Below are 22,852 nucleotides of genomic sequence, written 5' to 3'. Positions count from 1 at the left end.
TACTACATTATGTTGCATGAATTTCAAATACGCCTGCTGCTCCCATTCCACCACCGATACACATTGAGACTACGCCATATCCACCGCCTCGGCGTCCTAATTCATGAATGATAGTAGATGTTAATTTCGCTCCTGTACAACCAAGTGGATGACCTAATGCAATCGCTCCACCGTTCACGTTTACCTTTTCTTCATCAAGTTGAAGCTCACGAATAATGTGTAAGCATTGAGAAGCAAATGCCTCATTGATTTCAAATAAATCAACGTCTGCTTGTGTGATGCCCGCCATCTCTAATGCCTTTGGAATGGCCTTCACTGGACCAACACCCATAATTTCAGGTTCAACACCGGCTACGGCAAATGACTTAAATGTCGCAAGAGGGGTTAATCCCATAGACTCTGCCTTCTCCTTACTCATCACCACACAAGCGGCTGCTCCATCACTCATTTGCGAAGAGTTTCCTGCCGTGACAGAGCCCCCTCGTTTAAAAGCAGGCTTAAGGGAAGCCAAAACGTCGCTTGTTGTGTCTCCTCGAATGCCTTCATCCAGATCAAAGGTATACGACTCTTCCCATCGCTTCCCTTCTTCTGTTACACCGCTTTTAGATGTATGCACAGCAACAATTTCATCCTTAAAGAATCCGTTGTTATGCGCTTCGTATGCTTTTTGATGACTCTTGACTGCAAATGCGTCCTGATCTTCCCTTGATACGTCAAATTGACTCGCCACTTCTTCAGCTGTAAAGCCCATTCCCATATATGCTTCAGGCAGCTCTTCGGCAATCGTTGGGTGAGGCGAAAAATGAAAGCCCGTCATCGGTACATGACTCATGCTTTCCACACCTCCAGCAATGACAACCTCTGCATGCCCTAACATGACTCGCTCTGCAGCAAATGCAATTGATTGAAGTCCCGATGAACAAAACCGGTTGATTGTGAGTGCCGGGGTGGTAACTGGAAAGCCCGCATACAAGGATATAATTCGTGCAACATTTAGCCCCTGTTCGCCCTCAGGCATTGCGCAGCCCAAGATTACATCCTCAACATCCTCTTTTTTAAGTCCAGGTGCCCGGTCGATCACAGCATCAAGCACAGCTTTGCCCAGATCCTCCACTCTTGTTTCGGCCAAGCTCCCTTTTTTCGCTCGTCCTGAAGCCGTTCTAGCTGTTGAAACAATCACCGCTTCTCTCATACCATTCACCTCTCCTCTAATTACGTAGTGGTTTTCCTTTGCTTAACATGTGCATCATTCTCTGCTGTGTTTTCGGTTCACCACACAAGCTAAGAAAGGCTTCGCGCTCCAGATCAAGCATGTACCGTTCACTCACGAGTGTCCCTTTAGGAACATCGCCACCTGCTAATACATGGGCAAGCTTTCCTGCAATCAACACATCATGGTCACTTGCATATCCTGCCATCTGCATTTGTCTAGCTCCAAGCTTCATGATCGCTTTTCCTTCACGACCAGTTACACGAATCTTCTCGCGTCCAATGGGTTGATATCCTTTCGCAAGCTTACGAGCTGCTTGTTTCGCTTCATAAATGAGGTGTCCTTCATTCATAATAAAACCGTCTGTTTCACGCATATATCCAAGTTTCTTTGCATGATCGGCACTCGTTGAAACCTTGGCTGTTGCAATCGTTTCAAAGACCCGATTCACATCTGCTTGGATATCCCGATCGCTGGGATTAGATTCAGGGCTTAAACGAAGCATATACTCCTTACATCCTCCTCCAGCTGGGATGAGACCCACACCAACTTCCACAAGGCCATAATACGTTTCTGCTGAAGCAACCACTTGGTCTGCAGGTAAGCAAACCTCCACGCCACCGCCAAGTGCCATTCGATGAGGAGCCGCAATCACTGGTTTTTCAAAGTGCTTTAAGTTATACATAGTGTTCTGGAACATTCGAATAATTTGATCGACTTCATCCCATTCCTCGTCCTGCGCCTCCATAAGTAGAATCATGAGATTGGCGCCAACACAGAAGTTCCGTCCTTGATTGGCAATGACAAGTCCATCAAACTGTTTTTTTACTTCTTCTGTGGATTGCTGAATCATCGTTAAAATATCCGCACCAATCGCATTGTTTGGTGAATGAAACTCCAAGCAAGCAATGCCGTCTCCAAGATCAATTAGACTCGCTCCGCTGTTAGAGCGCACAACCTTGTTCTGAGCTTTGAGGCGCGCAAGACTGATTTCTTCTGGGGCGGTTTCTAGCTTCTTGTACTCACCACTTGAAACATAGAAACGATCTCCCTCTTTTTGTTCGTAAAATGACGTATGTCCATCTGCAATCCAATCTGTTACCCAAACTGGGACGGATAAACCTTCAGCTTCCATCCGTTTAACCGATTTTTCAAGACCAATAGCATCCCATGTTTCAAATGGACCAAGCTCCCAGTTGAAGCCCCATTTCATGGCTTCATCAATCTCCACAATAGAGTCAGCAATCTCGCCTACTTTTTCCGCTGAATAGATCAGCATCTGTTTTGTTACATTCCAGGCGAGCTCTGAGTAGCGGTCTCCACCCGTAAGCAGCGCTTTTAGTTTCTTAGGTGTACCCTTCGCAAGCTTTGCGGCTTCTAAGGAAGCACCCTTTGGTTTAGACAATGGCTCATACTCATACGTTTGGAGATTAAGTGTGGTAATCTGTTTTCCCTGCTCTGTTCTGACTTTTTTGTAGAAGCCCTGACCTGCCTTTTCACCAATCCAGCCTTTTTCCACAAGATCATGAAGAAGCTGAGGTACGTTAAAGATTTCTTTTTCCAAAGGATCTTCAAGCTTTTTGTAGACATTATTTGAAACAAAATAGAAGGTATCAATACCCACTAAATCAAGCGTACGGAATGTGGCACTCTTCGGTCTGCCCATTGCAGGTCCAGTCACCGCATCAACCTCTTCTATGGAGTATCCGTTTTTAATCATTTCATGTAACGTAACCAGCATCCCATGTGTACCAATTCGGTTTGCAATAAAGTTAGGTGTATCCTTACAACGTACAACCTTTTTTCCTAACGTTTTTTCCGTGAATCTGGTCATTTGTTCTAGAATGTCTGGCTTCGTATATTCGCCCGGTATAACTTCAAGCAGCTTCATGTATCGTGGCGGATTAAAAAAGTGCGTACCGAGAAAATGCTCTTGAAACTCCTCGCTACATTCTGAAACCATCTCATTAATGGAGATCCCTGACGTATTCGAACTAACAATCGTCCCCTTCTCCCAAACCTCACTGATTCGTTGATAAAGCTGTTGCTTGATTTCCAGGTTTTCAACAACAACTTCAATTACCCAATCTACTTCTTTTAAGCGGTGTAGATCGTCCTCAAGATTTAAAGGCGTAATAAGTTTGGCTGAGTACTGATCAAAAAGAGGAGCGGGATTTTGCTTTGTAAGCTTTTTAATCGCAGAGATAGCTAACTGACTCCGGCTCTCTTTGTCTGCATCTTTCGGAACAATATCCATTAAAAGGGTTGGGATCCCGGCGTTTGCAAGATGCGCCGCAATACTTGCTCCCATCACTCCTGAACCAATAACAGCGGCTTTCCCTATTTGACTGTGCATGAATGTCGCCCCCTATTCATTATGAATTGACGTTTCACCAAACACCGCAAGCTCTAGAATCTCGGCAATATCCTTGGTTTTTACTGTTTCGACTTCTGTTGATTTTGTTCCATCTGCAAGCATAGTAAGACAGAATGGACACGCGCTGCTGATAACACTCGGATTCACTTCCAGCGCCTGCTCTGTGCGAGCTATGTTGACTCTCTTGCCTGCGTCCTCTTCCATCCACATCATTCCACCTCCAGCGCCGCAGCACATTCCATTCTCTCGACTTCGCGTCATTTCAACTAACTCAACACCTGGTATAGCCCTGAGAATATTCCTGGGCTGATCATATACATTGTTGTAACGACCAAGATAGCAGGAATCGTGGTACGTAATTCGTTCGTTCATCTCATATGTGGGAACGAGTCTATTTTCTTTAACAAGTTGATCCAACAGTTCCGTATGGTGCAAGACTTCAACATCGTTAAGCCCAAAGTCCGGATACTCATTTTTAAACGTGTTAAATGTATGCGGGCAGGCGGTTACAATTTTCTTGACGTTATATTTTTCAAAGATTGAGATGTTCTCCATACAGAGCTCCTGAAAAAGCAGCTCATTTCCCATACGTCTTGGCGTGTCGCCAGAATTTTTTTCCTCGTTACCAAGAATGGCAAAGTTTACGCCTGCTTTGTTTAACAGTCTTGTAAAAGACTTAGAGATTTTCATGCTACGGTTATCATAAGAACCCATCGACCCAACAAAATACAGAATCTCAAAGTCGGGATTTTCTTTCACCGTAGGCACATGACCTACATCCTCTTCTTCTTTCCAATCCGCACGACTGTTTCGATTGATCCCCCACGGATTGCTCTGTCTCTCAATGTTTTGCATGGCTCGCTGACCATCTGTTGGTACGCTACCTTCCATTAAGACCAGATGGCGTCTCAGGTCAATAATTTTATCCACATGCTCGTTCCCAACCGGACATTGATCCTCACAATTACGACACGTCGTACATGCCCAAATCTCTTCTTCCGTCATCACGTCTCCAATTAGATTCAGCTCATCAACTGACTTTTCCGTTGGAGACCACATTTGTTTTTGCCTTTGTAAAGTCGGTTCAATCGTTGTTGCAGGCCCACTACTCCAGTCATAACCCGACGCACTAATTGCTTGAACACCATGCGTTGTGGGCTGTGGAAAAGCAAATGCAGGAGTCCAAGGGGTTTTCTGTGTCACTGCCCCTTTTTCCGTTAGATGATCACGCAGCTTCACGATGAGGTGCATGGGGGACAAAAGCTTCCCTGTATTTGATGCTGGACAAACATTCGTACAACGTCCACATTCAACACAGGCATAATAATCAAGCATTTGTTTTTGAGTAAAATCCTCGATCTTCCCAACTCCAAATGATTCAGCGTCCTCATCCTCTAAGTCCAGCTTTTCTAGCCTGCCAACTGAATCTGTTCGACCTAAGAAAATATTGATCGGAGCAACAATTAAGTGGAAGTGCTTGGATTGCGGCACATAGATCAAAAAGCTTAAGAGAATAAGCAGGTGAATCCACCAAAAGAAGTAGAATCCAATTGCTCCCACTGTTGTCCCAAACCCTTGGAACGGTGAGGCGATGAATGATGTAATTGGGGCGAACCAAGAAGCCTCTAAGCTATGAAACACTCGTTCAAATGCTAGCGTTCCAAGAACCGAAATCATTAACGAAGTAATTAAAAAAATGACAATACTCGGCTTCCACCCTTTTTTCAGCCTCGGCAGCTTTTCACCATATCGACGGTACGCCGCATAACCGATTGCAAGCAGAATGAGAAATACAGCTACTTCTTGAGTCAGAACAAAGACGTCGTAACCTGGAATCGGCAATCCCTCGAACCCAAATCCTTTGACGATAATGTCCAGTGCACCAAACTGAAGAATGATAAACCCGTAAAAGACGACAAGATGCATCATCCCACTTTTGGGGTCTTTCATTAACTTTGTCTGTCCAAACACTTGCACAAAAAAGACCTTTAACCTCGTTCCTAACTCTTGATCTAGCTTTTTGGGCTGACCCATTTTTACATTAAGATATCGGTTGTACATAATCATTAAAAAGATATACAGGCTGAAACCGCTTACAATGAGAAATGATAAAAATTGTATCCACGCAAGCATTCTGAATCAGTCCTCTCATGGATGTTCCATGCTACTAGCTGCCTTACCACCAAGATATTACCTCCCCTCTACAAAAAGACTACAAAAATCGCGTGTTCACTCGTTGACAGAAGGTTGAAATTCGTCTAAGATGATAAAAAATGAATGAGTATTCATTCACTAACTAAGTGAATCTTAACACCGAGGTGGAACGATGACAAGTAGAAAAAAAGAAAAATATCACCAAATTCTTGAAGCAGCAATTACCGTTTTTGCAGAGAACGGCTATCACAAATCGCAAGTTTCAAAGATTGCAAAAGTTGCAGGCGTTGCCGATGGAACGATCTATCTTTATTTTAAAAACAAAGAAGACATCTTGATTTCTTTATTTCGTGAGAAGCTTGGCGAGCTAGTTGAGAAATTTCAAACGAGCCTCGAGCATATAACAAATGCAGAGGATGCCATTCGTACCATTTGTCACATTCACTACACTGAACTTGAAGCAGATGTTGACTTTGCTTATGTCACTCAAATAGAACTACGACAAAGCAATATGGACATGCGAGTTGCGATCGGGCAAGTTGTAAAGCCTTATATCCAGCTTTTAGAAAGTGTGATCAATCAAGGTATTGAATCAGAATTATTTCGAGCAGACCTTGATACGAAATTAACTCGCCTCCTCCTTTTTGGAGCGATGGATGAAGTCGTCACAACCTGGCTCATTTCCGGACAAAAGTACTCGCTAAGCGAGCAGGTAGACAAAACGGTTGAGTTTTTTCTTAAAGGATTACAGGCACACTCATAAATCTTTTATCTTGAAAGGAGAATGATTGATGAATATTTATGTTCTGTTAAAACAAACCTTTGACACAGAAGAAACCATTACAATTGAAAATGACACCATCTCTGAGGATGGTGTCCAGTTTGTGATTAACCCTTACGATGAATACGCTGTTGAGGAAGCGATCCAGCTTCGTGATCAAACAAATGGAAGCGTTTATGTTGTGTCAGTTGGCCCCGAGCGTAGTGCTGAAGCTCTAAGGACGGCACTTGCGATGGGTGCAGATGAAGCGGTCCTTATTCATGACGATCGCATTGGCACAGACGAAGCAGCTGTTTCAAAAGTACTTGCTTCGTACTTAGGCGATCAAACCTTTGACCTTATACTAGGTGGATACTTTTCCGTTGATAACGGCGCTGGCCAAGTAGGTATCCGTTTAGCTAAGCTCCTGAATATTCCACATGTTGGCTCGATTACAGAGTTAAACGTTGATGCTGGGGTTGCAACTGTGAAGCGTGATGCCGAGGGAGATACGGAAGAAATTGAGATAACCTTGCCTGCCTTGCTTACTGCTCAACAAGGGTTAAACGAACCACGTTACCCTAGTTTGCCAGGTATTATGAAAGCTAAGAAAAAGCCGTTCACCACACTTAGTCTTGATGATTTATCCATCTCAGAAGATGCGCTTGATTCAAAAACAACACGACTTGATCTCTCGTTACCCGAGAAGCGACAAGCTGGACAGAAGCTCACAGGTGAACCTAGCGAACAAGTGAAGGAATTAGTCTCTCAGTTAAAAAGCAAAACCAATCTTTTTTAAGGAGGAGATCTTATGACAAAACACGTGTTGGTACTTGCAGAGCATCAGAACGGCAAACTTAAACAAGTAACGTTTGAAGCCATTGAAGCAGCCCGCTTATCTACTCAGGCGTATGGAGAGGTTTCCATTCATCTTGCCGTTGTGGGACATGAGCTGCAGGATGTGACGGGACAACTGAAGAATAGTGGCGCGGCAACCATTTACACCGTGGATCATGAAGAGTGTACGCATTATAACCCTGAAGTCTATGCGTCGGTTCTTATGAAACTTATTGAGAAGTCCGGTGCAGACGTTGTTGTGTTTGGTCATACTACGATTGGCCGGGACGTAGCACCCCTTATCGCTGCTAAGCTAGATGCGGGGCTAATCTCCGACGTCATTGCGATTGAACAATCAGGAGATCAAGTACGTTTTACAAGACCGATCTATGCCGGAAAAGCCTTTGAACAAAAGACCTTCCGCAGCACCCCTTGGGTATTAACCATTCGTCCCAATAACATCCCGGCTGCTGTCGGATCTGATGTGGAGGGCACGATTATGGAGGTGGAATACAATCAGCCGAACACGCTCCGCACGGTCATTAAGGATGTTGTGCAGAAATCAACTGGCACCATCGACCTTGCTGAAGCAAAAGTAGTGATTGCCGGCGGCCGCGGTGTAAAAAGCAGCGACGGCTTTAAGCCATTAGAAGAGCTTGCCGAAGTACTTGGAGGCGCGGTCGGTGCCTCGCGTGGCGCCTGCGATGCAGACTACTGCGATTACGCGCTGCAGATCGGTCAAACCGGCAAAGTAGTGACACCTGAAGTCTATATCGCCTGCGGAATCAGCGGAGCCATCCAACACGTAGCTGGCATGAGCCAATCACGCTTGATTATTGCAATCAACAAAGATCCAGAAGCACCTATCTTTAAGATTGCGGATTACGGAATTGTTGGAGACCTATTTGAAGTGGTGCCATTACTAACAGAGGAGTTTCGAACGGTATTGTCGATGAAGGCTTAAATGGGAGTGAGCGCCACCTTGACGGGGTGGCGCTCATTTTTTTCTGTAGAGAGATGTTGCGATGTATTTTTCGCTGAACCAATGTATTCGCCTTATTCTTCTTACTCAATTGAAATCTATCTTACTCCTCCTGCTCCTTTAACCAATCCTCTGTATTAATCACTCTAGCAAACTCATCATGCAATGTTGCTAGTGTCAGGTTGTGCACGGTTTGGGCATCATAGGTTATTCCATTATGATCGGTTAGCTCAAACGCTGCCGTTGCGTCTGCTATTAGAGTCGTATCAAATCCTAGATTCCCGCTCATTCTCGTTGTTGTGGAGACACAGTGCGGAGTAGTTAAGCCAACAATAACTACCTGCTCTATATTCAGCTCTTTTAAACGATCTTCTAATTCTGTCCCGATAAATGCACTGTTTACTGTTTTTCGAATAATTAACTCGTGAGCTAGTGGCGTGGCCACCTCTTTGAACTCGACTCCCTCTTTCTCTATGTAAAAACGAGAATCAGGGTATGAGGACACGTGTTGAACATGAATCACTGTGTCTCCTTTTCTACGGAAATGCTCAAGAAGCTGAGCGATATTCTCCTCAGCTTCAGGATGATTACGTGCTCCCCACCTTTTATCTTCAAATGCCTTCTGCACATCAATTACAAGCAATGCTCTACTCATCATTCCAACTCCCTCCTATACAGCACAAATGGCCAATCCTCACCTGCCGCATTCACATAAGTCTCTTCACCTACACCCATCTGAGTAAATCCATTCCGCTCTAGCACCTTTTGTGAAGCAATATGATTTGTTGTGGTTTTAGCTTCAAGTATGCGAACATTCGGCAAGTTCTTCGCTTCATCGATTAACAGCTTCATCGCTAAAGTAGCTAGACCCCGGCCAGCAACACTACTTGCCATACGGTACCCGATTGCCCCTCTCCCTTGTTCGTCGACATCCACAAGATTTACCCTACCTACAATCTCTCCCGTCCCGTCTTTTACTAGATAAAAATAGGAAAGCTGTTCGTCCTGTTCTTTCAACAACGCCCGGTGACTCTTACAAAAATTCTCGTATTGATAGTACTCATCCCCACGTCCCGGAATCATCTTTTCAAAATAATCCCGGTTCTCCAGCTCAAATTGGTAGAGCTTCGTCTCGTCTTGATCGTTTAACAAGGAAATATAGATTAGCTCTTTTACAAGTTCAAGCTCATCAACCAACGGAATTCCGAGCTCCCCAACTAGAGGAATCTCGGGCTTATGCTTTCTTGCTTCTGTCACAGCGTCCATCATGACACGTGACAATCGATAGCCTCTTCTCTGATAAAAACCGAGCGCTTTCATATTATCGTTTGTTGTAATGATTTTTATTTTGTTACAGATTCGCTTCACATCACGCTCAGCTGCTTCAAGCAAAACAGAGCCAATTCCTTTCCCTTCATCTAAGCTATCTAATGAAATTACCTCACAGACTTTATCCTCAACTATATATGTAATAAGTCCTCTAATCTCATGTTCATCATTGCACATCATAAATCCATCTAACTCGCTGCAGTTATATACTCCACTTGATGTGACCATTTCATCTGAACCCCATTGATTAGTAAAAAAGTGTTCTACGTTCTGACGTTGTTTTTCAGTTATTTTATGGACATTCATCTTAATGCCTCCCTCTCATTTATTCTACTTCTTAATGGGTAATTATGGTATAGTAAACGCAAATAACTTGGTGAGAGGATGGTGGTTAGAATGGGCTTATTGGGTTTCTGGTTAGCCATTGGAATGATTGGATTAGGTTATTACATAGGTGATGGGCTTAAACACTTTAAACAAGGCAAGCCTCAAAAAGATTACAGTGATTATTATTCATATGCTGAATCTTTTGGACAACCTGAACTTGTTAAAGAAAGCAAAGTACACCAACACATCGGCATGTCAAAAGAAGATACAAAGTCACTCGTAAAGGACTATCCCTCCGTACCTCATGTAATCGTAAACGGTCAAATCTACTTCCCTTTGAAAAAACTTAAGGCATGGATCGAAAACCTACCGAGCGAATAACAATGTTTTAACATCTCCTCTAACGGTAATGGCATTTACATAGGACATGATTAACTGACTAGGAGGTTTTACACGTGAATAAAGTGAAGGAATTAGAGGTAGGTAATCACTATAAAGCCGCAGATATTGATCAATTTCTTTCTACAACCGATGTGGTCATCTTATCTTCAAATGAGAGCGATGTGTTCTCTCATCCAGAACGTGAGTATAAAGTGGTTCATATGTTTGAAGGATTGTTTGAACATTCTTCAAATGATGGGGAAAAGTATTATCGTACAAAGCCAGCGTATGTGCTAGACAAAGTCTAAGATATAAAACAAAAGCCCTCAACCATAAGTTGAGGGTTATTTTTATGCGTTTATATTGGGTTCAAGCATTGGCATCATTAAGTGGTCAGCAATATTTTCGATGTAGGCTCGGTCGAAGGGCTTGCGCACCAGAAATAACCGATAGACAATCAGAGCTGGACCGACATCAGCTAGTAAATCTAGTTTATCCGTGTGCAGGTTATGATTTTCTTTTAGATAAGGCTCAATAATCTTCCATAGTGCAGCTCTTAATTTTCGATAAAAATCAATGTGTAACCCTTGCTCAAGTTCTTTATTATGAGGCATCGCTGAACCGATGGCAGTCATGGCTTGTTGATAGACTTCGTGTTCTTCCCGAAAGCAGAAACAAAGCAAGTCAATTAACTGTTCGCGAAGCGTTTTTGTCTGGTCAATTTCATCTATTATGGATTCAAATGGACTGATCGAAGAGACGGCATGAATAACCAATTCTTCCTTTGAAGCCCATCTACGATAAATGGTTGCTTTTCCGACCTTTGCATGGTGTGCAATCGCTTCAATAGTTAGTGCATCAAAACCAACCTCTGCAAGAAGCTCTAAGGTCGTCTGTACGATGACTTCGTTACGGGATAAATCCATAGGTCTACCACGTTTCGTTTCCTCATCAGCATGTTGCTTAACGGAATCACTCATTAACGATCTCCCCCTTATGAGCTTACCTGTGACTCCATCATACCAGTTAATTTCTTTTTTTAAAATAAAAAACGAAACGATTGCGTTTCATTAGTTCTGGTGGTACGATACGTTAGGAAACGATACCGTTTCGTAAATGAATTGATGTATGGGGAGGAATGTATGTGGACGTAGGACATACAGAGCAAACAAACGCAAAAAAAGATATGCCGGAGATAAAAGTCGTACCGCTTCTAGCCGTATTGCTTTCTGGAGCATTTGTTGCCATTTTAAATGAAACGATTTTAAACGTTGCATTAAATGCCATTACTGTGGATTTTAATGTTGCGTATAGTACGGTTCAGTGGTTAGTCACTGGATATATGTTGATCATTGGGACGTTGATTCCGATCTCAGCATATTTCATGCAACGTTTTACAACACGTCAGCTGTTTATTACAGCGATGTCGTTATTTACACTAGGGACGATTATATCAGGGTTTAGCCCAGTGTTCTCCATCTTACTTGTTGGACGACTCGTTCAAGCGGTCGCAACAGCGATTATGATTCCGCTACTTACCAACGTGATCCTTTCTGTGATTCCGATTGAACGTCGTGGTGCGGCAATGGGTATGGTTGGTCTTGTCATTATGTTTGCACCAGCAATTGGACCAACTGTCTCAGGATTAATTGTAGAGAGCTTGTCTTGGCGTTGGTTATTCTTTATCGTCATACCAATTGCGATCTTCTCCCTTGTTTTAGGAATGAAGACCTTAAAGAATGTGACAGAAGTTTCAAAGCCAACTTTGGACATTATTTCTTTCATTCTATCAACACTAGGTTTCGGTGGAATTGTTTATGGGTTTAGTGCAGCCGGAAAAGGCGACGCTAGCTTCACCGATCCTGTTGTATTCACTTGTTTAATTGTTGGATTTATCTCACTTGGTCTATTCAGCTGGAGACAGCTACGTTTAGAGAAACCTATGCTTGATATTCGTGTGTTCCGCTATCCAATGTTTTTAGTGGGATTACTCCTCGTTATGCTTGTTATGATGACGATGTTTGCAATGATGCTTGTCTTGCCACTATATATGCAAGGTGCTCTTGCCTTATCCGCTGTAACAGCCGGACTGATTATGCTTCCGGGTGGATTAATTAACGGAGCGATGTCACCAATTATGGGACGCCTGTTTGATAAATTTGGGCCTCGCCCGATCTTAATTCCAGGTACAATACTTTTAGCAATCTCTGTCTTTACTTTCCGTTTCACTACTCCAGGTGTTCCTGTTTGGATCATTGTGCTTCAGCACACATTCTTAATGATCTCTGTGGCGATGATTATGATGCCAGCACAAACAAACGGTTTGAATCAATTACCAACAAAGCTTTATCCACACGGTACAGCTATTGCTAATACACTAATGCAGGTTTCTGGAGCCATTGGTGCAGCATTGTTCATTGCTGTTATGGAAAATGGACAGCAAAATTTCCTTGCTGATATTACGAATCCTACCGATGCAGATACAATTGATGCAATGACGTATGGTTCACAATTAAGCTTCTCAACTGGACTTTATTTTGCGTGTGCTGCTGTTCTTCTAGCACTGCTTGTTCGTCGCAGTAAACAAAGCGAACTAAAATAAAAAGCAAGATTGACAAATGGTGGAATCCGTTTTACGATAGACACCGAACAGAATAAAGGATCGTTAGGTGAGGCTCCTGTGTTGGAGATACGCTGCTGCCCGGAAACATCGAAAGACGCCAACGGGTCAACAGGAACCATCGAGATAAGGTGGTTTTTAACGTAGCTGGTATTATCCTATGCCACACAGTGCTAAAGCTCTACGAATGAGGTCTGCAACCATGTTATTCGATGTACCCGTATGCGTATTAAGCATGCTCTAAACGCTATTTCGAAAGGTATCTTCATTCGTTGAAGGTACCTTTTTTCTGTTTCCGAGTCTTGAGAGGAGGAAACACTATGCAAGCAATGACACTCAAATCAATGATGAGCACTACGTTTTTAACTTATGTAGATTCACTCTCCGTAGAGGACGTTCTCCACCGAATGAGAACAACAGATTCTCCTTCCACTTCTTCAAATCTATACGTGGTGAATGAGGAAGAAAAACTAGTGGGCACACTTTCATTAAAAGATCTAATAACCTCAGATCACGATGTATTAATTTCAGAGGTTATGAACTCTTCTTGTTTAGCTTTAAGGCTGCATGAAGAATTGAATCAAATGACAGAACAAATCAACGAAACCACCGAAGATGCGATGGCTATTTTAGATGAACGAAATCATATAGTAGGAGTCGTCAACACAAGTGATCTGCGGCGAGCAATGGATGCCTCCATTGAACCAAAACAAGAGGAAGTAACCACGGACCTTACTCTCTCCCCTATAGCTGGAACACGGAAACGAGCTCCCTGGTTAATTTTATTAATGATCATTGGCCTGTTAACGGGTGGTGTCATTAAGCACTTTGAACAGGCACTTGAATCTGTGGTCCTACTAGCCATCTTTATCCCTTTAGTCATGGGATCTGCCGGTAACATCGGGACACAATCATTAGCCCTTGTTGTGAGAGGATTATCTTCAAAATCTTTCAGTCGTGGAGACATTATACACATGTTACGAAAGCAGCTCGGAACCGGGATTCTTACAGGTCTTGCATGCGGATTAGTTATCACACTACTCATTCCACTTCTTCCTTACTTCGGTGGGAGCTGGCTCATTGGAGGTATTGTTGGTCTGGCCATTTGGTTTTCCTTATCGGTTACATGCTTAGTAGGTGTGGCTGTCCCTTTACTTCTCTATCAGTTTAAAATGGATCCAGCTTTTGCTTCAGGACCTTGTGTCACGGCAGTCAGCGATATTCTTAGCCTGTTTATCTATTTCTATATTGCAAGTGCTCTACTCCACTATTTATAAAAAAAGGCGGACACCTTGATTCGGTGTCCGCCCTACTTATTAATCAACAAGCTTTTTATGTTCGATTGCTTTACGTAAGCTTGAGTATACCTTTCCTTCAACCTTAATTCCGAGATTCACCATCGTTTGCGCAACCTCTGGTCGTACCCCACTCAGTACCGAATCAATTCCAATTAATTTTAGTGAAGACATCACTTTAAAGATTTGTCCGGCTACCATTGTATCAACTACGCTGACACCAGAAAGATCAATAATGATTCGACTGAGCTTTAATTCAGCACCTTGATCCAAAGCGTTTAACAGAAGGTATTGTGCCCGGTTTGTATCAATCTCCCCAATAAGTGGAATCACCCCGGTATCCTTTGTTAGCTGAACAACCGGAACAGAGAGCTCATCAATCGCATACTTTGCTACTTCAATGGTTCGGTGGAATTCTTCCATATATGACCGGCTAACAATCTGCACAGCTTGGTCAACAACCGCATCAAATTCAGAGATAATGGAGTAAAACTCATTAATGCTTAGTTCTTGACGTATCGCTTCGTCTCTCACTATTTCACCAATACTGTTTCGGTAAAAAGATATCTCGTGTAAGCCAACGTCTAAAGGGAACTTTAATTGAACGAGTAAGCCTGATACTTCTTTGCCCCACTCTTCAATATGATGGCTCGAAGAATCTGGAGAAGTTATGATCGAATTTGCATAAACCTCAATCAGTTTTTTTCTCCAAGGAGATAGTTGCATCGTTAATGTATTATCACTAACAACTGAGTGCCCCTGAGGCATCGAGATTAGCTCATCCTTATGCTTTAAAATCTCGTCTTTAATAGCCTGGAAGTTCTCAAATGAACCCTGCATGTATAAAACTCCTAAATGATTAGACTTTTAACTCTTCCCTAACTGTACCATTGATTGACTGAATATCAATGAATAACCTAGATTGAATGAACATCCATTTTCTTTAATCTCTGAACTACAGCAAGTAAGACAAAGGCAAATAAAATAATCGAGAACACCCAATAGTAGGCGAGTAGTACATTTCCAGACTCTACGGCAATGTATATGCTAGTCGGAATGGTTCGTGTTAATCCCGCAATACTCCCGGCAAACATTAACGTCGCCCCAAACTCACCCAGCGCCCGAGCAAAGCCCAGCATATAAGCCGAGACAACCTGTCTCCATGTCATAGGAAGTGTCACATGATAAAATACCTTCCATTCACTGGCCCCCATCTGTCTCGCTGCATGCTCGAGCTCATCTTCAACGGCTTCAAACCCGTTAATGAGCATTTGATAAATTAATGGGAATGCCACAACGGTAGCCGCAATAACGGCGGCTAAATAGGAGAATACAATACTCTGGTTAAACACTGCCTCAAACCATTGTCCAACAGGGCTCCGTCTGCCAAAGATCACAAGCAGACCAAATCCAATAACTGTCGGTGGTAGAACTAATGGTAGCATCAGTACTGTTTCGACAACAATCTTCCCTTTAAAGGTTCTCTTTTTCAGCCACCAAGCGAATAGGACAGCTAAAAGAAATGCGAGAATGCTGGCAACAATAACAACTCTTAATGAAACAAAAATGGGCGTCCAAAATTCCTCTCCCATTGTTATTCTCCTCTACTAAATCCATACGATTCAAACACATTTAGCGCTTCTTCTGTTTGTAAATACTCGTAGAAGTCTACTGCTGTTTCTTGACTTGCCGCCTCTTTTACGAGTCCGATTGGATAGTGAATGGGATCATGTGTCTCTTCAGGGATGGTGTTAATAAACTCTATACTTGAAGATGTCATTGCATCCGTTTCATAAACAAGACCTGCATCCGCATTCCCCGTTTCAACGTACGTAAGAACCTGACGTACATCTGATCCGTAAATCAAACGATCTTCTAACTCGTCCCATAGTCCGAGCGACTCCAGCGCTTGTTTGGAATACCTTCCTGCAGGTACGCTTTCGGGTTGTCCAATGGAAATCTTTTGGAGCTGCTCATTTGTCAGATCATTCACGTCTTGTACTGTGTCCGCAACCTCAGGTGTGGCAATCAAGACAAGTCGGTTCATCAGCAGATTAGAGGACTCTTCCATTTCATCATTCTCTATTAATTGATTCATATCAGTGGATGATGCTGAAAGAAACAGATCTGCTGGAGCACCTTGCGTAATTTGTTCTCGGAGCTTTCCAGATGATCCATAATTAATAATGAGCTTTACATGATGTTCCTCTTCATATGTAGTTTTCATTTCCTCAAGTGCATCCGTTAGACTTGCCGCAGCCATGACATGAATCTCTTCAGGCTGCGAGGAATCCGCATTGGTTCCACAAGCAGTAAGCATGACTGCAAACACTAGCGCTCCAATTCTCTTCTTCATTCGTACCACTTCCATACAATTTATTTATTCTATTAATTATAAGGTAAATAAAAGAAGAAGGGTATTCTTCTTAAACTAAAATCAATTCGGTTGACAGTTTTACGTTTTTCTATTATTATTTGATACGTCAATGATTGACCCATCAAACAATTTGGAGGTGAACGCATTTGCGGGATCATGAATCTACTCAAGCTAAGGCTCTGTTTCGATTTAATGAAATTAATAAGCGGCTGATGCCAAAGTTTGAACGATGTACAGGTATTAGTCAGTCTCGTCTTGAAATCATTCATGCGATATATGAGGCAAACGAATTAAGCCAAAAAGAATTACAGCAGCGAGTGAATATCGACAATGCTGCAATTACCCGGCACCTCAAACAGCTTGAAGAAAAGGGCATGGTCACCAGGCGTAAATCAGAAGAAGATAACCGTGTCACCTTTGTCAAAATGACAGAAGAAGGCCTGCGCCGTGTTCTCTCTTATTGTGATGAACGAACCCATTTTACAGAGCAGCTGTTCAAAGGTCTTTCCGAACAAGACTGCGATACACTGGATCAGCTATTAAGCCAGATCCAAGAAAATATTGATTCCATCGAAAAAAAGGAGAAATAACCCATGCAACCAGCAAAAACAAATGACTTTAATGAAATCGTACTAGGTCGTCGTTCCATTCGTTCGTACGACCAAAGTGTAAAAATCAGCAGAGACGAACTAAGCGAAATCATTGCTGAAGCATCAAAAGCACCCTCTTCAGTCAACCTTCAGCCTTGGCGTTTTGTTGTGATCGACACACCAGAAGGTAAAGAAACACTTACGCCACTCGCAAAATTCAATAAGATGCAGGTTGAAACATCTTCTGCAGTCATCGCTGTCTTTGCTGATATGCAAAGCCAAGAATATCTTGAAGGCATCTTAACAACAGCTGTAGAGCAAGGGTTTATGCCTCAAGAAGTCAAAGACCGTCAACTAAAAACGGTATCCGGATTACTTGCTGGAATGAGCCATGAGCAGCTAAAAGAAATGAACGTCATTGATGCAAGTTTAATCTCAATGCAGCTAATGCTTGTTGCGCGTGCTCACGGATATGACACAAACCCAATGGGTGGATATGAAAAAGATAAAATTGCTGAAGCATTTAACATGGATAAAGAACGCTACTATCCGGTTATGCTACTTTCTATCGGTAAAGCTAATGAAGAAGGCTATTCTTCTTCACGTCTAGACGTCAATCAAATTGTAGAATGGAGATAACACACATGATTATTACACACGTACGTTTTCAAATTAAAGCAGAAAAAGAAGAAGGCTTTCTAAAATTAATGCACAACTTAGTAGCAGAAACACGTAAAGAAGAAGGCAACATTTCGTATGAATTAATGAAAAGCACAGAAGAAGATCAAACCTACTCCATGATCGAAACATGGAAAGACGAGGAAGCAACAAAAATCCACAATGCAAGTGAGCATTTCACTGCATTCTTAAAAGAAATTCCTGAATTCCTAGCTGGACCTGCTGAAGCAAAAGCATTTGCTGGAGAACAGCTCGAACTGTAAATAATGGAGAGAATGCCCGGTTGAATCCGGGCATTTTTTTATATAAAGAGGTCGACTGTCGGATGTATTTCTGCTCCAGCCCGATGTATTCCATTCTTTCCTCTTTGTAAACCTCCACCTACATAAAAAAAGAGAGGATCATCTACACCTGATCCTCTCACCATTTTTATTCTACTTCACGACCAGCCCCAGCATCCTTGCAAAGGCAAGAGCTTGCCACTCTGATACGATACAACCTTTTAAGTCCTCGAGTGAAACAACTAAGGAATCAAATTGCGATGTACTTAAATCAATTCCTTTTAGCTTCGTACGATCAAAGCTGACTCCATCGAGCTTGCTATCTGTATATTCAACTTCTTTTAATTTACATTGATAAAAGTCAGCACTTGTCAGGTTGCACGCATGAAAAGCGACTTTCTCCATTTTCGAGTCACCAAACTGACTTAGGTTTAATAAGCACTCATCAAACGTGACATGTCCAAATCGTCCATCTGACAAGTCTGCACCCATGAACTTACAGTTTTTGAATGTGACTCGGTGGATACTCGCTTCGGTTAAATCGGCATTTGAAAAATCACAGTGTTCGAAATGAACATCTGTTAAATCAATTCGTTGAAAGCTATTATTCTGAAACGAACACTTTGAAATGTTCATGTTTGATAAATGAACTCGATCGATCGTTTCGTTTTCGAAGATAGAGCCTGTTATATTCATTTGGCTTAGATATGGATCTTCTTCATCAAATATCTGGCGGAAATCTCCCGTTATCAATCGCTCTGAAATTGCTGGTTTTTTCATTTTCAAGATGTGACACCTACTCTAGTTTTTTACGTTCATAATAAGTATACCATCCCCTTGTCAACCCCCTGACCTGTTGACAAGAGTCGAAAACCGATATAGACTTTCGATATCGAAATTAGAATAAGGGGACGAAAATATGGAAGGACGAGTCATTCGAAAGTTATTTTTAGGGTTCATTCAGATTCATATCCTCCACCACGCAAAAGAACACCCGGTATATGGGGTCTGGATGGTTGAAGAACTGAAGGAGCACGGATATGAGATCAGTAGTGGGACGCTTTATCCGATTCTCCACAGCATGGAATCAGACGGTCTCTTAACGAGAGAAGACCACAAGGTGGAGGGGAAAATTAGAAAATACTACTCCATCACGAAACAAGGGGAAGACGTTCTAATGGAAGCCAGAAACAAAGCGTATGAACTATTTAAGGAAATCAAAGAGTAATGTAGGAGGCGAATATGACCTATTTTCAAAAGCTACTTGAGATTTTAGTGGTGTCAACTAAACTTGGACTCACTTCATTTGGTGGACCCATTGCGCATTTGGGCTATTTTAGAGAAGAATATGTAAACAAACGAAAGTGGCTCACGGATAAAGCCTATGCAGACTTAGTTGCTCTCTGTCAATTCCTCCCTGGACCGGCAAGCAGCCAAGTAGGGATCGGGATTGGAGTGTCTCGCGCCGGTACACTTGGTGGGTTCATTTCATTCATTGGCTTCACTATGCCATCTGTCCTTGCACTCATCTTATTCGTTTTTCTCGCTAATCGATTTAATGTGATGGACGCGGGCTTTATACAAGGATTAAAGCTGACGGCTGTAGCTGTTGTCGCCCATGCGATTATTGGTATGGCACAGAATCTGGCTCCTGATTTAAAGCGAAAGACAATTGTTTTATTCTCACTACTTGCCACGTTACTCATCCCACATGTTCTTACTCAGGTAAGTGTAATCGTGATCGCCGGGATTATTGGATGGGTTCTATTCAAAGGCATACAAACAAATCAAACGGACTCCTTCTCCATTCCACTTTCAAAGACGGTTGGAGCCGTATGCCTAGCACTCTTTTTCATTTTATTAGCTGGTCTGCCTTTTCTCGCTACTTGGATGTCCTCCACATGGGTTAGCATGATTGATAGCTTTTACCGCGCAGGCTCTCTCGTATTCGGAGGGGGACACGTTGTTCTACCTTTACTTGAAAGAGAATTTGTGCCAACCGGCCTAATTAGTGAAGAATCCTTCCTTGCTGGCTACGGTGCGGCTCAGGCAGTTCCAGGTCCACTCTTCACATTTGCAGCGTACATAGGTGCAGATATCGCTGGCTGGACCGGAGGATTCATCGCAACTGCAGCCATTTTTCTACCTGCTTTTCTATTAATCTTTGGAACGCTACCGTTTTGGTCGTCTATGAGCCAAAATAAACAAATGAAGGCAGCACTACTTGGGGTAAATGCAGCTGTTGTCGGCATATTAATTTCGGCATTCTATCAGCCAATCTGGTTAAGTGCGATCGGCTCAACCATTGACTTTGCGCTTGCGGCTCTCCTGTTTTTTATGCTTGCTTACTGGAAGCTTCCTCCTTGGACCGTGGTTGTTGCAGGAGCTCTTGGTGGTCAATTGTTGGCTCTACTATAAACAAAAATCCCGTCCAGGAATGGATGGGATTTCTCATATTATTCTATATGACTCTTACGCTCACTCTCCGGCTCTAAGTGAATGAGAACCTCTGCTTGCTGAAACTCCTCCACAATTCGTTCTTCCATTCGGTCACATAAATGATGCAAGGTTGCAATGCTTTCATGTGATGACACAACAAGATGAAAGTCAATATATGCTTGTGCTCCAGCACGTCTTGTCCGAAAATCATGCACTTCAATAAATTCCTCATCAAACGTATCAATAATATCTAAAATCTGTTCTTCTTCCTCTTGTGACAACCGAGCATCAAGCAACGGAGGAAACGCTTCTTTCATGAGCTTCACAGCTTCTACCATGATATAAATCGCTAGAACAATCCCAATGATCGGATCCAGAAAATACCATCCTGTAATCGCAACAATTAATAGGCCGATGGCTACCCCAAGTGACGTATACACATCTGTTAAAAGATGAAACGCATTTGATTTCATCGCTACCGATTGAACACGATCTGCTTCTTTTTTGACGACCTTTGAAACAATGAAATTAACAGTCGCTCCAACAAGCATAACAAGAATCGCAAGCATCGGCATCTGAATATCCTCTGGATGCAATAGCTTATGAATACATTCATAAATAACCCAAATACCTGCTACAAAAATTAACAATGTCTCGATCGTGCCCGAAATATTCTCTACTTTTCCATGACCAAACGGATGCTCTGAATCTGCTGGTTTACCGGAGATTCTAACAGAGACAAACGCAATAATGGAAGCTAGCATGTCCAATGAGGAATGGATCGCCTCAGATATGACGGCGACAGAGCCGGTCATGATACCCACAATAAATTTTAACGTAAGGACGGACCCATTACTAATAACAGATAAAAGCGCGATGGAAGATGTTCGATTCATTAGATTCCCTCTTTATGTTAAAGTCGAATCACATCGTACCACAGCCAGTTTGAGTGGGTCTATAGCAATATTCTAGCCCGAGTAAACATCTTTAAGCTATGCAAAAAAGATTTGCCTAAGGGAAATTCTTTTAGTGCATAGCCTTATTTATGGTCCAGTTCAGAAATCAATTCTACTCTCCACTTTTCCTCCACTAATTCTTTGTTTGATTTGACATCAATCCAGCTCTCAACACACGAAAACCCATTTTTTTGATACAGCACGCGTGCACTAACAAGCTCCTCATTAGTGAATAGAATAATTGAGTGATAATGCTGATCGATACAAAATTGAATGGCCGTTTGAATAAGCTTCTGGCCGAACCCCTGTCCCCTCAAAGTTGGATCCATTAAAAATAACCCTAGTTGAGCAGTCTCACGATCTACTTCGTTAATCGCTATTGAGCCCTTATTTTCCCCAGCTCCTTCCACAATCCAAATGGACTCACGCCGATTCTTGCGAGCAAGAATGCCGTCCACCTTACTTTGAATAAAAGACTTAAACGTTTCATCGTAATGAAATTCCTGATGGTACAACTCATAATGTGAGTTCACAATAAATGGGACATCACGTTTGGTATATGTGCGAATCATACTATTCTCCTACTGATTATGTTTTTATTGCTTATTCTTTAAAACTTGAATTTCCTTCTGTAGTTCAGCAAGCTGGTTTTGAATAGCAGCTAAGTCCTGCTGTTGTGTATCATTCGCAAGTGCCTGGTTCGCCTCATCCACCTGAATTTGCTCTAGATCAATCGCTACTCCCCATGTTGCAATCGCATCTCCGAGGGTAGCCAAAATTCCACCAAAGTAAGCAAGCTGTGTTCCGAAATTCGGTGGATACCGACTCACTAGTTCTTGTTTTTGCCCTTTGTATCTCTTCATAAGTAGCGCCCCTTAACGTTAGTTCAATATTGTATGCGGGGCATGACTTAAAAGAGATGCACAGCTTGTGAATTAGGCAGGTGCTGGACTTTAAAACATGAATTCTTCCTCGTTGGAGAGCTCAATAAGAAATGGATACGTACTAATGAGTAGCACAAACAAACTTACGTAAAAAAGTAAAATACCTATAAAAGAGAGTTGGAGCATAACCGCTACTGGAATCGATAACGGAGTCACAAAACCAAGTAGTCCGCTTTTCTTCTTCGATCGCTTCGTCACAAATTGTTCATTCTCACAATTTGGACAAGGCAAACCTGGACTAATTGTAAATGAACGCTTTATTGTCTGCCACCAAGTCCACTGTGTCCCACAATGATTGCAAGTAGGCATGTGTCA

General features: G+C 42.4%; 25 protein-coding genes, 2 pseudogenes and 1 riboswitch. Of the genes and pseudogenes, 12 read left to right on the top strand and 15 right to left on the bottom strand.

Annotated elements, in window-relative coordinates:
• Window positions 1-7: 7 nt before the first annotated feature.
• From ACQKKO_RS11500 to ACQKKO_RS11490, 3 genes are read right to left on the bottom strand one after another with little or no spacing between them, the layout of a single operon-like run.
• Window positions 8-1,192, bottom strand: coding sequence for an acetyl-CoA C-acyltransferase (locus ACQKKO_RS11500; protein WP_498647254.1), 1,185 nt, complete (start codon window positions 1,190-1,192; stop codon window positions 8-10).
• Window positions 1,193-1,208: 16 nt separating this feature from the next.
• Window positions 1,209-3,566: a 3-hydroxyacyl-CoA dehydrogenase/enoyl-CoA hydratase family protein gene (locus tag ACQKKO_RS11495; RefSeq protein ID WP_498647252.1), complete on the bottom strand. Its 2,358-nt coding sequence runs from the start codon at window positions 3,564-3,566 to the stop codon at window positions 1,209-1,211.
• A 12-nt stretch (window positions 3,567-3,578) separates the two neighbouring features.
• Complete coding sequence (locus ACQKKO_RS11490; RefSeq protein WP_498647251.1) at window positions 3,579-5,720, bottom strand: (Fe-S)-binding protein; 2,142 nt, start codon at window positions 5,718-5,720, stop codon at window positions 3,579-3,581.
• 193 nt (window positions 5,721-5,913) lie between these two features.
• Between ACQKKO_RS11490 and fadR the strand changes: the two genes are divergently transcribed.
• Genes fadR through ACQKKO_RS11475 form a run of 3 tightly spaced genes read left to right on the top strand, consistent with a single transcriptional unit; the run spans window position 5,914 to window position 8,302 of the window.
• On the top strand, window positions 5,914-6,504 hold the full coding sequence (gene fadR, locus ACQKKO_RS11485; RefSeq protein WP_498647250.1) for a fatty acid metabolism transcriptional regulator FadR: 591 nt from the start codon (window positions 5,914-5,916) through the stop codon (window positions 6,502-6,504).
• Between the two features lie 28 nt (window positions 6,505-6,532).
• Window positions 6,533-7,300 (top strand): electron transfer flavoprotein subunit beta/FixA family protein, encoded by a 768-nt coding sequence (locus ACQKKO_RS11480; RefSeq protein WP_498647248.1) that lies wholly within the window; start codon window positions 6,533-6,535, stop codon window positions 7,298-7,300.
• Between the two features lie 12 nt (window positions 7,301-7,312).
• Entirely contained in the window at window positions 7,313-8,302 is a 990-nt protein-coding gene (locus ACQKKO_RS11475) for an electron transfer flavoprotein subunit alpha/FixB family protein (protein ID WP_498647246.1), read from the top strand.
• Between the two features lie 121 nt (window positions 8,303-8,423).
• Here the strand turns inward: ACQKKO_RS11475 and ACQKKO_RS11470 are convergent, their stop codons facing one another.
• From ACQKKO_RS11470 to ACQKKO_RS11460, 3 genes and pseudogenes are all read right to left on the bottom strand, one after another.
• The gene (locus ACQKKO_RS11470; RefSeq protein WP_498647244.1) at window positions 8,424-8,978 is read right to left on the bottom strand and encodes a cysteine hydrolase family protein; all 555 of its coding nucleotides are present in this window, start codon (window positions 8,976-8,978) and stop codon (window positions 8,424-8,426) included.
• Window positions 8,975-9,445: pseudogene (locus tag ACQKKO_RS11465) on the bottom strand (GNAT family N-acetyltransferase); the annotation flags it as partial. The pseudogene ACQKKO_RS11465 and the gene ACQKKO_RS11470, both read right to left, overlap by 4 nt.
• A gap of 39 nt (window positions 9,446-9,484) precedes the next feature.
• Window positions 9,485-9,955: pseudogene (locus tag ACQKKO_RS11460) on the bottom strand (GNAT family N-acetyltransferase); the annotation flags it as partial.
• A 90-nt stretch (window positions 9,956-10,045) separates the two neighbouring features.
• Here ACQKKO_RS11460 and ACQKKO_RS11455 point away from each other — a divergent pair.
• Complete coding sequence (locus ACQKKO_RS11455) at window positions 10,046-10,357, top strand: DNA-binding protein (protein WP_498647242.1); 312 nt, start codon at window positions 10,046-10,048, stop codon at window positions 10,355-10,357.
• A 74-nt stretch (window positions 10,358-10,431) separates the two neighbouring features.
• Window positions 10,432-10,665: a hypothetical protein gene (locus ACQKKO_RS11450; RefSeq protein ID WP_498647240.1), complete on the top strand. Its 234-nt coding sequence runs from the start codon at window positions 10,432-10,434 to the stop codon at window positions 10,663-10,665.
• A 42-nt stretch (window positions 10,666-10,707) separates the two neighbouring features.
• Here ACQKKO_RS11450 and ACQKKO_RS11445 read toward each other — a convergent pair whose 3' ends face one another.
• On the bottom strand, window positions 10,708-11,337 hold the full coding sequence (locus ACQKKO_RS11445; protein ID WP_498647238.1) for a TetR/AcrR family transcriptional regulator: 630 nt from the start codon (window positions 11,335-11,337) through the stop codon (window positions 10,708-10,710).
• A gap of 164 nt (window positions 11,338-11,501) precedes the next feature.
• Between ACQKKO_RS11445 and ACQKKO_RS11440 the strand changes: the two genes are divergently transcribed.
• Both ACQKKO_RS11440 and ACQKKO_RS11435 read left to right on the top strand, forming a co-directional pair.
• Window positions 11,502-12,959 (top strand): MDR family MFS transporter, encoded by a 1,458-nt coding sequence (locus tag ACQKKO_RS11440; protein ID WP_498647236.1) that lies wholly within the window; start codon window positions 11,502-11,504, stop codon window positions 12,957-12,959.
• Between the two features lie 52 nt (window positions 12,960-13,011).
• Window positions 13,012-13,176: riboswitch (M-box (ykoK) riboswitch) on the top strand.
• Window positions 13,177-13,297: 121 nt separating this feature from the next.
• Window positions 13,298-14,254 (top strand): magnesium transporter, encoded by a 957-nt coding sequence (locus ACQKKO_RS11435; protein WP_498647234.1) that lies wholly within the window; start codon window positions 13,298-13,300, stop codon window positions 14,252-14,254.
• A 39-nt stretch (window positions 14,255-14,293) separates the two neighbouring features.
• On the opposite strand, the gene ACQKKO_RS11430 is transcribed toward ACQKKO_RS11435, so the two are convergent.
• The 3 genes from ACQKKO_RS11430 to modA form a co-directional block, all read right to left on the bottom strand.
• On the bottom strand, window positions 14,294-15,112 hold the full coding sequence (locus tag ACQKKO_RS11430) for an STAS domain-containing protein (RefSeq protein ID WP_498647233.1): 819 nt from the start codon (window positions 15,110-15,112) through the stop codon (window positions 14,294-14,296).
• Between the two features lie 77 nt (window positions 15,113-15,189).
• Window positions 15,190-15,864 carry a molybdate ABC transporter permease subunit gene (modB, locus tag ACQKKO_RS11425; protein ID WP_498647231.1) on the bottom strand — a complete coding sequence of 225 codons (675 nt, stop codon included), beginning with the start codon at window positions 15,862-15,864 and terminating at the stop codon, window positions 15,190-15,192.
• Between the two features lie 2 nt (window positions 15,865-15,866).
• Window positions 15,867-16,628, bottom strand: a complete 762-nt coding sequence (gene modA / locus ACQKKO_RS11420) for a molybdate ABC transporter substrate-binding protein (RefSeq protein ID WP_498647229.1) — start codon at window positions 16,626-16,628, stop codon at window positions 15,867-15,869.
• 167 nt (window positions 16,629-16,795) lie between these two features.
• On the opposite strand from modA, the gene ACQKKO_RS11415 reads away from it, so the two are divergent.
• From ACQKKO_RS11415 to ACQKKO_RS11405, 3 genes are read left to right on the top strand one after another with little or no spacing between them, the layout of a single operon-like run.
• Window positions 16,796-17,239: a MarR family winged helix-turn-helix transcriptional regulator gene (locus ACQKKO_RS11415; protein WP_498647228.1), complete on the top strand. Its 444-nt coding sequence runs from the start codon at window positions 16,796-16,798 to the stop codon at window positions 17,237-17,239.
• 3 nt (window positions 17,240-17,242) lie between these two features.
• Entirely contained in the window at window positions 17,243-17,878 is a 636-nt protein-coding gene (locus ACQKKO_RS11410; RefSeq protein WP_498647226.1) for a nitroreductase family protein, read from the top strand.
• 5 nt (window positions 17,879-17,883) lie between these two features.
• Window positions 17,884-18,180 (top strand): putative quinol monooxygenase, encoded by a 297-nt coding sequence (locus ACQKKO_RS11405; RefSeq protein WP_498647224.1) that lies wholly within the window; start codon window positions 17,884-17,886, stop codon window positions 18,178-18,180.
• A 171-nt stretch (window positions 18,181-18,351) separates the two neighbouring features.
• Here ACQKKO_RS11405 and ACQKKO_RS11400 read toward each other — a convergent pair whose 3' ends face one another.
• On the bottom strand, window positions 18,352-18,978 hold the full coding sequence (locus ACQKKO_RS11400; protein WP_498647429.1) for a pentapeptide repeat-containing protein: 627 nt from the start codon (window positions 18,976-18,978) through the stop codon (window positions 18,352-18,354).
• Between the two features lie 139 nt (window positions 18,979-19,117).
• Between ACQKKO_RS11400 and ACQKKO_RS11395 the strand changes: the two genes are divergently transcribed.
• On the top strand, window positions 19,118-19,426 hold the full coding sequence (locus ACQKKO_RS11395; RefSeq protein ID WP_498647221.1) for a PadR family transcriptional regulator: 309 nt from the start codon (window positions 19,118-19,120) through the stop codon (window positions 19,424-19,426).
• 14 nt (window positions 19,427-19,440) lie between these two features.
• Entirely contained in the window at window positions 19,441-20,616 is a 1,176-nt protein-coding gene (gene chrA, locus ACQKKO_RS11390; RefSeq protein ID WP_498647220.1) for a chromate efflux transporter, read from the top strand.
• 38 nt (window positions 20,617-20,654) lie between these two features.
• On the opposite strand, the gene ACQKKO_RS11385 is transcribed toward chrA, so the two are convergent.
• From ACQKKO_RS11385 to ACQKKO_RS11370, 4 genes are all read right to left on the bottom strand, one after another.
• On the bottom strand, window positions 20,655-21,533 hold the full coding sequence (locus ACQKKO_RS11385) for a cation diffusion facilitator family transporter (RefSeq protein ID WP_498647217.1): 879 nt from the start codon (window positions 21,531-21,533) through the stop codon (window positions 20,655-20,657).
• Between the two features lie 143 nt (window positions 21,534-21,676).
• Window positions 21,677-22,165 (bottom strand): GNAT family N-acetyltransferase, encoded by a 489-nt coding sequence (locus ACQKKO_RS11380; RefSeq protein ID WP_498647214.1) that lies wholly within the window; start codon window positions 22,163-22,165, stop codon window positions 21,677-21,679.
• A 24-nt stretch (window positions 22,166-22,189) separates the two neighbouring features.
• Window positions 22,190-22,456 carry a hypothetical protein gene (locus ACQKKO_RS11375; protein WP_498647212.1) on the bottom strand — a complete coding sequence of 89 codons (267 nt, stop codon included), beginning with the start codon at window positions 22,454-22,456 and terminating at the stop codon, window positions 22,190-22,192.
• 90 nt (window positions 22,457-22,546) lie between these two features.
• Complete coding sequence (locus tag ACQKKO_RS11370; RefSeq protein ID WP_498647210.1) at window positions 22,547-22,846, bottom strand: TIGR04104 family putative zinc finger protein; 300 nt, start codon at window positions 22,844-22,846, stop codon at window positions 22,547-22,549.
• Window positions 22,847-22,852 lie beyond the last annotated feature (6 nt).

The sequence above is a fragment of the Alkalihalobacillus sp. NPDC127517 genome, assembly GCF_050276055.1.
Lineage (GTDB): Bacteria > Bacillota > Bacilli > Bacillales > Bacillaceae_D > Alkalicoccobacillus.
Note: the sequence above shows the minus strand (reverse complement) of the source record. Positions and strands in the feature narration are given on the sequence as shown.

Coding starts and splice junctions, on each gene's coding strand:
- ACQKKO_RS11380 (WP_498647214.1), bottom strand. CDS start 22,165: ATGATTCGCACATATACCAAACGTGATGTCCCATTTATTGTGAACTCA.
- ACQKKO_RS11490 (WP_498647251.1), bottom strand. CDS start 5,720: ATGCTTGCGTGGATACAATTTTTATCATTTCTCATTGTAAGCGGTTTC.
- ACQKKO_RS11470 (WP_498647244.1), bottom strand. CDS start 8,978: ATGATGAGTAGAGCATTGCTTGTAATTGATGTGCAGAAGGCATTTGAA.
- ACQKKO_RS11370 (WP_498647210.1), bottom strand. CDS start 22,846: ATGCCTACTTGCAATCATTGTGGGACACAGTGGACTTGGTGGCAGACA.
- ACQKKO_RS11430 (WP_498647233.1), bottom strand. CDS start 15,112: ATGCAGGGTTCATTTGAGAACTTCCAGGCTATTAAAGACGAGATTTTA.
- ACQKKO_RS11495 (WP_498647252.1), bottom strand. CDS start 3,566: ATGCACAGTCAAATAGGGAAAGCCGCTGTTATTGGTTCAGGAGTGATG.
- ACQKKO_RS11455 (WP_498647242.1), top strand. CDS start 10,046: ATGGGCTTATTGGGTTTCTGGTTAGCCATTGGAATGATTGGATTAGGT.
- ACQKKO_RS11410 (WP_498647226.1), top strand. CDS start 17,243: ATGCAACCAGCAAAAACAAATGACTTTAATGAAATCGTACTAGGTCGT.
- ACQKKO_RS11500 (WP_498647254.1), bottom strand. CDS start 1,192: ATGAGAGAAGCGGTGATTGTTTCAACAGCTAGAACGGCTTCAGGACGA.
- ACQKKO_RS11375 (WP_498647212.1), bottom strand. CDS start 22,456: ATGAAGAGATACAAAGGGCAAAAACAAGAACTAGTGAGTCGGTATCCA.
- ACQKKO_RS11435 (WP_498647234.1), top strand. CDS start 13,298: ATGCAAGCAATGACACTCAAATCAATGATGAGCACTACGTTTTTAACT.
- ACQKKO_RS11385 (WP_498647217.1), bottom strand. CDS start 21,533: ATGAATCGAACATCTTCCATCGCGCTTTTATCTGTTATTAGTAATGGG.
- modA (WP_498647229.1), bottom strand. CDS start 16,628: ATGAAGAAGAGAATTGGAGCGCTAGTGTTTGCAGTCATGCTTACTGCT.
- ACQKKO_RS11395 (WP_498647221.1), top strand. CDS start 19,118: ATGGAAGGACGAGTCATTCGAAAGTTATTTTTAGGGTTCATTCAGATT.
- ACQKKO_RS11405 (WP_498647224.1), top strand. CDS start 17,884: ATGATTATTACACACGTACGTTTTCAAATTAAAGCAGAAAAAGAAGAA.
- ACQKKO_RS11480 (WP_498647248.1), top strand. CDS start 6,533: ATGAATATTTATGTTCTGTTAAAACAAACCTTTGACACAGAAGAAACC.
- ACQKKO_RS11475 (WP_498647246.1), top strand. CDS start 7,313: ATGACAAAACACGTGTTGGTACTTGCAGAGCATCAGAACGGCAAACTT.
- ACQKKO_RS11400 (WP_498647429.1), bottom strand. CDS start 18,978: ATGAAAAAACCAGCAATTTCAGAGCGATTGATAACGGGAGATTTCCGC.
- modB (WP_498647231.1), bottom strand. CDS start 15,864: ATGGGAGAGGAATTTTGGACGCCCATTTTTGTTTCATTAAGAGTTGTT.
- chrA (WP_498647220.1), top strand. CDS start 19,441: ATGACCTATTTTCAAAAGCTACTTGAGATTTTAGTGGTGTCAACTAAA.
- fadR (WP_498647250.1), top strand. CDS start 5,914: ATGACAAGTAGAAAAAAAGAAAAATATCACCAAATTCTTGAAGCAGCA.
- ACQKKO_RS11445 (WP_498647238.1), bottom strand. CDS start 11,337: ATGAGTGATTCCGTTAAGCAACATGCTGATGAGGAAACGAAACGTGGT.